Source organism: Bacillus sp. AR2-1 (assembly GCF_008368755.1).
Lineage (GTDB): Bacteria > Bacillota > Bacilli > Bacillales > Bacillaceae_G > Bacillus_A > Bacillus_A wiedmannii.
Genome location: NZ_QORY01000006.1, coordinates 1 through 12,342 on the forward strand (window position 1 = coordinate 1; position 12,342 = coordinate 12,342).

A 12,342-nucleotide genomic window follows, 5' to 3' on the forward strand; every position below is an offset into this window, starting at 1 on the left:
GGAGCAACAGGAGTAACAGGTCCAACAGGTCCAACAGGAGCAACAGGTCCAACAGGAGCAACAGGAGCAACAGGTCCAACAGGAGTAACAGGTCCAACAGGAGCAACAGGTTTAACAGGTCCAACAGGAGCAACTGAAGGTTGCCTTTGTGATTGCTGTGTTTTACCTATGCAGAATGTTTTACAACAACTTATTGGGGAAACAGTGCTTCTTGGCACTATTGCAGATGCACCAAACGCTCCACCACTTTTCTTTTTATTTACTATTACTTCTGTAAATGATTTTTTAGTTACAGTTACAGATGGTTCCACATCCTTTGTAGTCAATATTTCTGATGTAACAGGGGTAGGTTTTTTACCGCCGGGGCCATCTATGACATTACTTCCACCTGTAGACTTAGGATGTGAATGTGATTGTCGCGAACGACCAATTAGGGAATTACTAGATACGCTTATTGGTTCTACAGTGAATCTTTTAGCAAGTACTGGTTCTACTGCAGTAGATTTTAACGTGGAACAAACAGGTCTTGGTATAGTTCTAGGTACTTTACCTATAAATCCAACTACAATCGTTAGGTTTGCTATTTCAACCTGCAAAATTACAGCTGTAAACATTCTCTAAAATTTAGAGATGCATAATAAAAAATAGTATCAAATGCCCATCAACCCAACATTTTGAATTACCCCAAAAACAAAAAAATGTACATTTTCACCTGAGGATGCCAATTTTTTCGTTTTGGGGTAATTTTGAATTCTTAAATTGATGGCAATATGGTGAGACCCTTTAATCGTAATTAGCATTATGATAATCGTTATTTAAGCTGAGCACTCTTCCATGGGACGATATTCTATGTGAAAGGTATTATGTTATTACTTGTACTGAGGCTCTTCATGTTCAATTTGTTGAAGACGAGGATTTAAAGATTCAATAATTTCTTGAGCTTGTTGTGCTGCACCTTTATATAATTGTTTTGCTTGCTTGTTATCAGTGTCAAGAACAAATCCTTCTAGGCATGCTTGAGCACTCTTTAATCCAGCGATAGTTTGTTTAAGTTTAGTACTTACTGTCATGTAGTATTCCTCCTTGTAAATGTACTTCAAAATATAGAGTGCCTATTTTGTTATCGTCGTACGAATTCCAATTTTAGGGTTATGCGAATGAGAAATTTTATAGCTAATCATTCAAAGAAGGATTTTTTTAGCTAATAGATGCATGGAATAGTTTTGTCCCAATAACAAAAACTAACAGAAATAAAACGATAATATATAAAGGAGATTAAATATGCTGAAAAAGATAGGAAGAATTTTCCGAGTATTCCTCTTTTTATTTATCGGTGGATGTTTAGTTCTGTTTGTTTGGGGTGAAATTGACAGAACGATAGCCGAAAAAAATGGGGTATTTAGCCAGAATTCTAGTCAATACCCTATGCGTCAAAGTGATATTACTTTGTATACAGATGGGAAACAGTTAAACAATCAACTATTCTCAGATATAGAGAAAGCAAAGCATTACGTGCATGTTAACTTTTTTTCTATTGCTGATGATAAAGTAAGCCATCAGTTTCTAGAGTTATTACGGAAAAAAAGTCAAGAAGGTGTAGAAGTATACTATGCTTTGGACAGGTTAGGTGGAATTTTACTAAAGAAAAAGGAAAGAGAATTATTAGTTAAAAAAGGAGTTCATTTTACATATTACAATAAACCTGCTTTCCCTTATCTTTTTTCTTCTTTGGATCATCGGAATCATCGTCGTATTTCAGTTATTGATGGAAAGGTTGGTTACATTGGTGGATTCAACATCGGAAAGAAGTATTTGGGGGAAAAAGAAAAACTTGGTTATTGGAGAGATTATCATCTTCAAATACGAGGAGAAGGAGTTCAAGATTTAGAACAACAATTTGTATTAGACTGGAAGAGAAACTCAGAGAAACCGATTCCGATACACAATGCGGTAAAGGAAAAGGGAGCAACCTCGCAACGATTTACTGCATATTATAGTGGAGAAAAACTTGGGCAAGATTATAAAATGCTGTTTCAACAAGCAAAAGAATCCATTATTATATTAACACCTTATTTTATACCAAAAGACAGAACTATTTGGAACGCATTAGTAGATGCAAGAAAGAGGGGAGTCCGTGTCAAAATTCTATTCTCACCTCATTCGGATGCACTATTAGTTAAAGAAGCAGCATATCCATATATCCGAAAAGCATTAAAACAGGGGATGGAAGTATATGGTTACAAAAATGGGGTGTTACACGGTAAAGTATTTTTGATTGATGAAAAAGTATTGATGGTTGGGACCGTGAATTTTGATTCACGCTCGTTTCATTTAAATGAAGAAATGAACTGTTATATTCATGACCCTATCTATATTTCGAGAATAAAACCAGTGATTAATGCAGACTTACAAAATTCAAAGCAAGTAACATCCTCTGACGTCAACCAATTATCTATAAAAGAAAAAATAAAAGAAAAGGTTGCAAAAATGTTTGAGTATTATTTGTAAAGACAATGTATTTTTATACTTGGATAACAGGGGCTATATGCTTAGTGATTTTACATATTTTCCATGGAATCAGCTGGGCAGTTGCTACAAGTTCGATAGAAAAGGCTGTGATTGATGTATTCCACGATCTCTTCGTGGAGAAGCAATGGCATGGCTTTAGGACCAGTATTAGATCTTTGGGTAATCTTAGGTTGATGGCGGTACCCCATCGCCATCAACCTAAGAAAACAGGTCACCCCCAAAACGAAATTTTTAGGCTTTTTTCACAATAAAACCTAAAAATTTCGTTTTGGGGGTGTTATAAAACTTTACCTTGATGGAAATGGGGCGGTTACCCCTGGTTTTAAGTTAAAAACCCCCCCGGAAATAAACCTTTTATAAATATGATTATTTTATTTCGAGGGGCTCCTTATAAATCTTAGCTATATATTTTACGAAATCAATGACGGGATAATGTATGAGTGAACGGTGCTGCGTAAAACGGATCCCTTCTTTTTCCATTTTCGAAATGAGTTGTTCAATTTCCAACTCTTTTTGTTGTATCCTATTATAATTTTGATATACAATGTTTTTCCATTGATAGGAAGAACCGTGAAAAAAATTCTCTCCTTTTACCCTGTGACTAAATATAATTTCTATTTTTTCTCTACGTTGTTTTTCCTTCATATGCGCTTCCGTTGACTGCATGTTTATCGCCTCTTCCCTTTTTTTGTATACTGTTTCACAAAATTTGGTCGAACTCATCATAGCCAATGTACATTAAGCTTGTTGGGAATTGTCGTTTAAGGCTATCTCATCAACTATATTTTTTTCAAGCGCTTAATCTAATATATTGGATTATAATCTTACGTCTAAATAAGTTGATAGTGTATATAAAACACTATCAATCTTTATTATAAAACGATTCTTTATAGGCATGCACCTTTTTACACTCACCAAAATTTACAACATGACGAGTATCTTTATCGATGAATGTTATTCTGTATTTACTGAGGTTAGTTTTTATTTTGACTAACTAACATATTATTTGCCTCAATATCTATTTTATAAAAAAGAAAATAGGTGTAACGGTCCCTCTTTTGATAAAAAAATCCTATGAAAATATAGCGCTCTTAAAGAGTTTTGTTACAAGTTTGTTATGTTTGATTTAAAAAAAGGAAAGTAATATTTATTTGTAGAAAATTTTTAGAGATAAAAATAAGCTGAATATTCATGGTAAGAAAAGGGGGCACTTATATGCTAACAAATGATTTAGATTTCCGATTAGAACCACGTTTAAAAGAACTGTATGAACAACATAAAATAAGAGCGCAGAAGATAGACTGGGGTTATCATGAGTTTTTACCATGGGATAAGGGAATGGACTTTAAAAGAGTTCCTTGGGATGAAAGTCAAGTTACTCTCCCTTCTGGTGTAATTACGGCCATTGAAACAGCTTTATTAACAGAAGTGAATTTACCATGGTTTACAACGTATTTATCTGCGACTTTTAAAGGTTCCCTTTCTGTTATTATAGACTTTATTCATACTTGGACCTCAGAAGAGGATCAACATTCGAATTTATTAGAGACATATTTACTACTCACTCGAAGTGTAAACCCTAAACGTATACATGAATTAAGAAAATCAGTCGTTGAGTGTGGGTTTGAGCCTGATTTTCATACACCAATCGAAGCCATGACGTATACGACGCTACAAGAACTTGCAACAATGGTGTTTTACAATAATGTAGCTAAGGTGGCAAGTAAGCATGATCCAGATCTTGCTACATTATTACGCCGTCTTGCAAAAGATGAAACACTTCATTATGCGTTTTATCGAGACGTTATTCGAACACATTTAGAATTGGAACCAAATTATTGCTACCATATTGCCAATGTGATTAGGAATTTTAAAATGCCAGGTGCCGTCATGCCTGATTTTGAAAATAGAATGGCTGTGATTGCAAAAGAAGCAAACTATGGGCCACTACAATATTTTGATCAAGTACTTGATGTAGTGGTTGAGTATTGGGGGTTAAAAGACTTACGACCAATTGCCCCTCTAGCAGAAAAAGCAAGAATTGAGATTTTGGAGTATCATATAAGATTGAAAAAAATACGGGATCGATTTGGCCGTTTTCAAGGAAAAACTGATCTACGTTAATGAGTAGAGATTTCAGAATATACGCGTGGGAATTCCCTTTTCTTTTATTTGAAATCTAGAACGCTCTCTATTATTTTGCGGCTGTTTTCCTTAATTTAACTTCCGAATAAAAAGTGATTGACACCAAAAACAAACTCATGATATTATTAAATATTTGATAAAAAATAACGTATGTGTTAAGCTTGAGAAGGTTACCACATATGGAGGTGGGTTATATGTTTCAAATTGGCGATAACATTGTTTATCCAATGCACGGAGCAGGTATAATTGAAGCCATAGAAGAAAAAGAGTTCTCAGGGAAAAAGCAACTTTATTATGTCATAAAAATGTCCATTAGTAATATGCAAATCATGATTCCTAAGGGCAAAATATTGAGTTCGAATATACGCCCAGTTATTGATATACTTACATTAACGCGTATTATACACATTTTTCAGCATGGAGAATCAGGCGAATTAATGCCTTGGAAACAAAGGTATAAAGTAAACACAGATAAAATAAAAACGGGTGAAATACAAGAAGGTGCTGAAGTTATACGTGATTTAATCCGTATAAAGAAGGAAAAAGCACTGAATACAAGCGAAAAAAAATTGTTGGATGATGCATATAAATTTTTGGTCAGTGAGCTAGAATTAATTAAAGGAATCACTGAAAAACAAATAAAAAGTTTCTGTTGAGATTTATTATAAATACTGTATGATATTCCTCGGAAATATCCTGAATTTTCTGGGTATATGTTGATTATTAAAAGGAAAGTATTTCAAAGATATTCAATTTCTTCAACTCACTTTTAGAGTAGATACCTCTTTTGTTACTACTTCAATCTAATCCATTTTTATTTTTAAATTTCTTTTACGAACGTTTGAAGTTTCATCAAATAACTCGATTAAATAGTCACTTGATTTTTACAATCCTGACTCACACTGGCACGGACAAGGAGCCGTAAGGATGAAAGAGAGGTAGGGCTTTCATTGTTTTAGGTAATATACTATCTAAGTCATTATTTCTAGAAGAAAAAACAATCAATCTCACCACTATCTGTAAGAGTGCCTTATATCTACTGAGACGGTGAATAGTAATTGTTTATCTTCTTTACGTAAAATTGATAAACGAACTGGTAACACCATATGGTCAACTACAAAAAATTGGTTTCCAGACCAGGAAACCAATTTAAATTTTATTTACATACCAATAGTAAATTAAGCAGTAAGAAGGAGTACACACATGAAAAAAATGTTAACAAAAGAATTAAGTAATGAATTAAAGAAGCGAGAAGGGATCATCTCTATTACAGTTGAGTCTTATGAAAAAATCGAAGTTGGTGGAATTCGTGTAGATGGACCAGCTATTATTCTAATTAATCAAGAATAGGTAAAAATAGTTGCATACAAGGAGAAAAGGATCGGCCTTTAAGAGAAGGGGGGTCCTTTTTGCTTGTTGCAGCTAATATGGGATATACATAACTTTATCTGATTTGTTGGGCTTAAAAGGAAGGAGAGGGTCGGGATTATCATGGTGGAGAGCTTAATATTGGTAGGATTTCTTTTTACGTTATATAAATTAGTTGATAAAAAACAAACTAATTATTTAAAACGATAGATTGTTTCCTTTTTAAGGGTTAGATTTATTTGAGAGTGAAATGGATTATTTAAAGGAGGAATTTAGATGGATGCAAGGAAAGAACGCATAAAATACGAGAAGATGTCAAAGAATTATGATCGTATTTATTTAGTTTCGTTTATCCTATTAATTGTACTTGTTTGTAGTAGTGTGATTATCATAGGAGCTACAGGGGGAAAATATGGAGTGTTTTTATTGTTAGCAATTTTACTTAACGCACGTATTACGAAAGAATCTCAAAAAAAGTATGAGTACTATTCTAATAAAGGGCGTATTTAAAATGATACATATCCTGAAAGGAACAAACTAGATGTACATTCAAAATATCCCTATATCATCACCTATTAACTAGTAAAAGTAACTTTATATAAATAATTTTTTAGCAATGTAGAAATAGAAACCGTATCTTATTAAAATGTTATTTCCGTTCATATAATGAATTATCCTTCTAGCATATTTATAAGATTTACATCATATATTAGGAGAAAGAATGCGAGTTAGAAAGGAGTCTTATAGAATGAGTTATTTGGAGGGAAATGACTTTAGTAAACAAAATATGGTAAGTGTGCCTAATCCCTATGTATATCAGACATTACAATCAGTAATTGGTAAACATGTGGTTATTGAAACTGTAAGAGGAAATATAAGAGGTAAATTAAAGGATGTGAAACCCGATCATTTGCTCATTGAAGATACGGTGCCATATATTGTACGCATTCAACAAATTGTATGGATTATGCCAAAACAATAATCAAATTAGCGTCATAGAGCATCAAATAAAAACACAGGGTTTTATCTCTGTGTTTCTTCAAATTTTCGTTTTTGGATATATGCTTGAGCATGGATAATTTCTTTCTGAAGTTCTTTTAATTCTTTCGTAGATCCAGATTCAATCCTCATGTACGTAGTAACTAGACTAATCATCATATCCATCTTCTCTACTATATTTTGAATGACCTGTTCAGATTGCTCTTTTTTAGGGTGTTGTATTGCTATTAAAGCATTTTCTATATAATTGTTCTTTCGTTGCTGGATATCATAAATAAACTGTTTTGTGTTTGAGTTCATTTGTTATTCCTCCGTTTTGGATATACTTCTATTCTATCATATTTGAATGTGAAATATTAGATTACCCTAAATTCACACCTGTCCAGGTTTTAAGGTATTCATAATGTGTTCTAAATCAACTTTGATGTACTGAGACTGTTTTTTTACTGTTCCATTTCGAAAGTATTCAGGAAACTCATTTTTGATATACACCATATTATTTAGTTTAAGTCGCGATATCATAGTATTTCTTTTGGTTTTTTATTTGATTCAAATTCATTCCAATTACAAAATTATAATAGCATTTCAATAGTAAGGCTATCTCTGCATTTTATCTTTATACCGTCATGCTATTATCTTGATATAATTATGTTGTATGTAGTAGTGACGGAAATAGTGAAAGATTTCTAATTGGTTAACATATAAAATGAACTATTTCTTCCTTACAATAAAATAAATCGTGGAGAAGATAAAAGATGCAAAGAACAATATTAATTGTAGAAGATGAAGATATTTTACGTGAAATTATGAAAGATTACTTATTAAACGAAGGGTATAACGTCTTAGAGGCGATTGATGGGAAAGAAGCGTTATCTATATTTGAAGAGCATGAGGTGCATTTAATTATTTTAGATATTATGTTACCGGAATTAGATGGTTGGACGGTTTGTCGGCGAATTCGGAAGAAATCTAATGTACCTATTATTATGCTAATGGCTCGGGTGGATGAGGATGGTACCTTACTTGGATTTGAACTAGGAGCAGATGATTATGTTACAAAGCCATATAGTCCTCCTATTTTATTAGCAAGAGCCAAACGATTAATGGAAAGCCGATATTCTTCCGCTGTTAATGTACCAGCTGAAGACACATTAACGAGTAGTGGCATCCATGTACATTTTCCTTCTCGTACAGTAACTATAGATGGGGAAGACATAAATTTGACTCATACAGAATTTGAAATAGTAACGTATCTCATGCGAAATCAAGGAATTGTAATTTCGAGAGAACAACTAATCAATAAAATTTTGGGTTATGAATTTGCTGGGGATGATCGCACTGTTAATAGTCATATTCGTAATTTGCGTCATAAATTAGGACAAAAAAGCAGCTTGTATTGTAACGGTTGTACGAGCTGGTTATAAATTTGAGGGACAAGTATGAAAAAAGGAATTGTATTAAAGTTATTTATGTTAACAACAGCATTATGCACACTCATTTTAGTAACTATTTTTATTGGACAAACTATATTTTTTAAGCAATACTACGCAAATCGAAAAGTTAATGATATTAAAACAAATATTCAATCCTTTGAAAAAGCATATATAAAAGCTGGAGATGATGCGAAAGTAATTCAAGAATTAGAACAAAATTTCTATCAAGAGAATGCGACATGGATTACAACGTTAGATAGTGTAGGTAATATAAAATATGCAAATGATTTTTCTATAGAAATTCAATTAGACCCAAACGAAAATAAGATATTTTCTGAACGTTCCATTCACATACCGTTGTATAGTTTTATCAATTTAGAAGATATACAAAGGATGAAATATAGTTTAGAACAAGGGAGTCATATTATTATCGACGGAGTACAGAAGGGGGATATAGTAGTCCCTGCGATGTTAACAATAAAAGAGAAGAATGTTGGGCTAGAGAACAAGCAACTGTCAGAAAGGTTGTATGGGCCAAAAGCCGTATCTTCAAAAGAAAGTTCACAATTATATTTAGCGGGAAGCATTCAAAACGTGCAATTACCGGAGGGGACTGTAGGAACGAACTTTATATATGGAAATCGTGTGCTTATAGATAGAATAAAACAATTTCAAGTTGATTTATTATTGAATCAAAAATCTAATGATGTTACTTCTACAGAAATAATGGATTACGAAGAAAATGATATTAAATATAAAGTTTTAATCAAGCCAACAAAAGACGCGGGGGGTAAGACAAACTATATATTTGCTATGACATCATTGCAACCAGTTGATGAAGCGGTACAAATGATAAAGGATTATTATGTATATTTAATTATCTTTGTATTGATTTTAATTGTTTTGATATCGTTCTATTACTCAAAAAAAATCGCCAAGCCATTATTACAAATAAATGATACTACAAAAAAAATCGCGGGTTTAGATTTCTCTGAGACGCTACCTATTACTACAAAGGATGAAATAGGTGATTTATCACAAAATATTAATACACTTTCTAAAGCTTTGCATTCGTATATTCATCAATTGCAGCAAGATATAGAAAAAGAAAAGCAATTAGAGAATACACGTAAAGAATTTATCGCTGGTGTTTCACATGAGTTAAAAACACCTTTAAGTATTATGAAGAGCTGTATTTCAATTTTAGAGGATGGTGTTGCTAGTAATAAAAAGGAGTATTACTTTAAAGCAATGTCAAAAGAAGTAGATAAAATGGATATGCTCATTATTGATATGCTGGAGTTAGCGAAATTCGAATCTGGTACATATAAAATGGAAATGGATGTTTTCCATATTGATGAAATGATCGATTACATATGTGAGCAATTAACCTCGGATATAACAGCTAAGCAATTACATGTTCATAAACAACTTTCTAAAATTGAAGTTGTTGCAAACCAGCATCGCATAGAACAAGTTATAACGAACTTTATTACGAATGCGATTCGTTACACACCAGAACAGGAGAATATTATTATTTCTACAATAGAAGAGAATGAACGTGTAAAAGTATGTGTAGAAAATAAAGGGGCTCATATCGCGCCAAAACATTTAGAGAAAATATGGGATCGTTTCTATCGAGGGGATACGTCTCGTCAACGTTCAAAAGGTGGAACAGGATTGGGCCTTGCTATTTCAAAAAATATATTAGAGCTACATGATGCGGAATATGGTGTTTCAAATACAGAAGATGGAGTATTATTTTATTTCTATTTAAATAAAAACGTGTAGAATTTTTTCTACACGTTTTTATTATTTTTAAACGAAATCGACATTATCTGCATTTTATCTTTATCAGCATTCATTACTATTTTCATTAGAAAGAGAATGAAAAGTTGATAAGGAGATTGTTAAAATGAAAAAAAGAGCGATATTGCTTTTGCTTATTATAATAATAATAATGGGTACAGGCGTTAGTTTCATACATGCTAAAGGGCACAAAAACATATCAAAAGAGGATTTACGATTAAAAGGAAAAACTATTGTAATTGATCCAGGGCATGGTGGAGGAGATAGAGGGACGAAAGGAAAGAAATTAGGAACGATTGAAAAAGAGCTTAATTTAAAAGTAGCACAAAATATAAAGAAAGAATTAGAAGAAAGAACGGATGCAAAAGTTATATTAACACGTGAAAAAGATACGAGCTTACTTCCAGAAACAAAGCAAAAGGAAGAATTACAAGCACGTGTCAAAGTAGCGAAAGACCATGCGGCGGATCTTTATATTAGCATTCATCATGATGCTTTTGAGGATACAAATGTAAAAGGAATAACAACTCATTTTGGATCTAATAAAAGGAAAGATAAAAAGTTAGCTAAGACCGTACAAGAAGCTATTTTTGATCAAAATATAGACAGCCGTGATAGAGGCATTCATGGAAGTGATTTTCTTGTCTTACGAGAAAATCCTTCTCCGGCTATCTTAATTGAGTTAGGGTTTACATCTAATGCGAATGATGAAAAAAGAATGAATTCAGAAGAATTCCAAGCAAAATCGCAAAAAGGAATTGTGGATGGCATTATTAATTATTTTACGTTGTAATAAAATAGGCAAATAGAAAAATACTATTCTTTCTAAATCTTAATTAGAAAGAGTAGTATTTTTTATTTTGGGTGTATATCCAGTTTTCAAATTTAAGAATTAACTTAACCTTATTCTTTAACTGATTTCGACATTATCTGCATTTTATCTTTATCTGTTTCTATTAATCTATTTATTGTAAACACCGGTTGAAACGAATGATTCAGTCGAATAAAGGCTCAGCCTTATAAATATGAAAATGAATAGGGAAAGGATCGAAAAATAATGAAAGAATCGCAAAGTAAGAAAAAAACAAGTGTAGTAACGAAGGTAATCATATCTCTAGGAGTTGTTTTAGCGACGACCTTTTTCACATTCTTCTTAATTGGAAATTGGAACTCTACCCCAGCGAAGGGAGTAGCTAATGAAAGTAGTAAACAAGTTAATACGCAACAACAAGAAAAGAAAAAAGAAACACCACCGGTAAAACAGAAAAGACCTGATGGAAAACCGGTAGGAAAGGTTGTGTATTTAACATTCGATGACGGTCCTAGCGAATTAACTGGGGAATTTTTAGATGTACTAAAAGAGCAAAATGTTGCCTCGACATTTTTTATGCAAGGTAGTAATTTACAAAATACAGGTTTTCAGGAAAACGTAAAACGAGCAGTAAAAGAAGGACATTATATTGGTGCTCATAGTATGACACATAATAGTGATAAGCTATACAAAAAGGGACAATTTGTACCGGAGATGAAAGAAACGTTAGCTCTTATCCATAATATTACGGGTACAACTCCTAAACTAGTTCGTCCGCCATATGGATCTGCACCAGGATTAAAGGGTGAGGAAATTCGTAATCAAATTGTAGAAGCAGCAATAAAAGTTTGGGATTGGACAATAGACTCAAATGATTGGAAATTAAAAGATAATCCAACTCAGATTATCGAAAATGTAAAGAAACAAACAACAGAAGAAGTAGAAGTTGTTTTAATGCATGAAAAGGCGCAAACATTACAAGCACTTCCGGAAATCATTAAATTCTATAAGGAAAATGGATATGAATTTGGTGTTTACAATGATGCAGATCATTTTCGACTAAATTTCCAAAAAGATCAACGTCTATAGTATAAACATAGTTATTTTAAAAGGTGTTTTTATTACTAAATCAATAATTAAGCAAAAGTCGATTTCCTATTTTATAAAGAAATCGACTCTTTCGTTTATGTATTATGTCACAAGAGTTTCCTTATTTTCTCCGGAATGTCCTTTTTAGAAATCTATGCA

At 32.5% G+C, this 12,342-nt stretch carries 13 protein-coding genes and 1 pseudogene; 11 read left to right on the forward strand and 3 right to left on the reverse strand.

The genetic code is table 11. From position 1 onward, the window contains the following. Positions 1–621 (forward strand): collagen-like triple helix repeat-containing protein (locus DT250_RS04590; RefSeq protein ID WP_149212666.1); only part of this gene is annotated, 621 nt, incomplete at its 5' end. Between the two features lie 248 nt (positions 622–869). On the opposite strand, the gene DT250_RS04595 is transcribed toward DT250_RS04590, so the two are convergent. Then, positions 870–1,070 carry a DUF1657 domain-containing protein gene (locus DT250_RS04595; protein WP_000218931.1) on the reverse strand — a complete coding sequence of 67 codons (201 nt, stop codon included), beginning with the start codon at positions 1,068–1,070 and terminating at the stop codon, positions 870–872. Positions 1,071–1,281: 211 nt separating this feature from the next. On the opposite strand from DT250_RS04595, the gene DT250_RS04600 reads away from it, so the two are divergent. After that, entirely contained in the window at positions 1,282–2,508 is a 1,227-nt protein-coding gene (locus DT250_RS04600; protein ID WP_097889775.1) for a phospholipase D-like domain-containing protein, read from the forward strand. Positions 2,509–2,895: 387 nt separating this feature from the next. Here DT250_RS04600 and DT250_RS04610 read toward each other — a convergent pair whose 3' ends face one another. Further along, positions 2,896–3,195: a hypothetical protein gene (locus DT250_RS04610; protein WP_001191994.1), complete on the reverse strand. Its 300-nt coding sequence runs from the start codon at positions 3,193–3,195 to the stop codon at positions 2,896–2,898. A gap of 549 nt (positions 3,196–3,744) precedes the next feature. Here DT250_RS04610 and DT250_RS04615 point away from each other — a divergent pair. From DT250_RS04615 to DT250_RS04635, 5 genes are all read left to right on the forward strand, one after another. After that, the gene (locus DT250_RS04615; protein WP_098133167.1) at positions 3,745–4,653 is read left to right on the forward strand and encodes an acyl-ACP desaturase; all 909 of its coding nucleotides are present in this window, start codon (positions 3,745–3,747) and stop codon (positions 4,651–4,653) included. Positions 4,654–4,868: 215 nt separating this feature from the next. Next, a complete protein-coding gene (locus tag DT250_RS04620; RefSeq protein WP_000486298.1) occupies positions 4,869–5,330 on the forward strand; it encodes a CarD family transcriptional regulator in 462 nt (153 codons plus the stop codon). A 547-nt stretch (positions 5,331–5,877) separates the two neighbouring features. Further along, a complete protein-coding gene (locus DT250_RS04625; protein WP_000738548.1) occupies positions 5,878–6,024 on the forward strand; it encodes a BC1881 family protein in 147 nt (48 codons plus the stop codon). Between the two features lie 294 nt (positions 6,025–6,318). Then, positions 6,319–6,552 (forward strand): hypothetical protein, encoded by a 234-nt coding sequence (locus DT250_RS04630; protein ID WP_000340034.1) that lies wholly within the window; start codon positions 6,319–6,321, stop codon positions 6,550–6,552. 238 nt (positions 6,553–6,790) lie between these two features. Further along, on the forward strand, positions 6,791–7,024 hold the full coding sequence (locus DT250_RS04635; RefSeq protein WP_000120818.1) for a YuzF family protein: 234 nt from the start codon (positions 6,791–6,793) through the stop codon (positions 7,022–7,024). Between the two features lie 41 nt (positions 7,025–7,065). Here DT250_RS04635 and DT250_RS04640 read toward each other — a convergent pair whose 3' ends face one another. Beyond that, complete coding sequence (locus DT250_RS04640) at positions 7,066–7,341, reverse strand: hypothetical protein (protein ID WP_001087713.1); 276 nt, start codon at positions 7,339–7,341, stop codon at positions 7,066–7,068. Between the two features lie 455 nt (positions 7,342–7,796). On the opposite strand from DT250_RS04640, the pseudogene DT250_RS04645 reads away from it, so the two are divergent. The 4 genes and pseudogenes from DT250_RS04645 (at position 7,797) to DT250_RS04660 (ending at position 12,183) form a co-directional block, all read left to right on the forward strand. Next, positions 7,797–8,484 (forward strand): annotated as a pseudogene (locus tag DT250_RS04645) (response regulator transcription factor). After that, positions 8,481–10,265: a sensor histidine kinase gene (locus DT250_RS04650; protein ID WP_149212667.1), complete on the forward strand. Its 1,785-nt coding sequence runs from the start codon at positions 8,481–8,483 to the stop codon at positions 10,263–10,265. The pseudogene DT250_RS04645 and the gene DT250_RS04650 overlap by 4 nt, the downstream one beginning before the upstream one ends. Before the next feature lie 124 nt (positions 10,266–10,389). Next, positions 10,390–11,076: an N-acetylmuramoyl-L-alanine amidase family protein gene (locus DT250_RS04655; RefSeq protein WP_149212668.1), complete on the forward strand. Its 687-nt coding sequence runs from the start codon at positions 10,390–10,392 to the stop codon at positions 11,074–11,076. Between the two features lie 264 nt (positions 11,077–11,340). Continuing rightward, positions 11,341–12,183, forward strand: coding sequence for a polysaccharide deacetylase family protein (locus DT250_RS04660; protein ID WP_149212669.1), 843 nt, complete (start codon positions 11,341–11,343; stop codon positions 12,181–12,183). Positions 12,184–12,342: the final 159 nt, after the last annotated feature.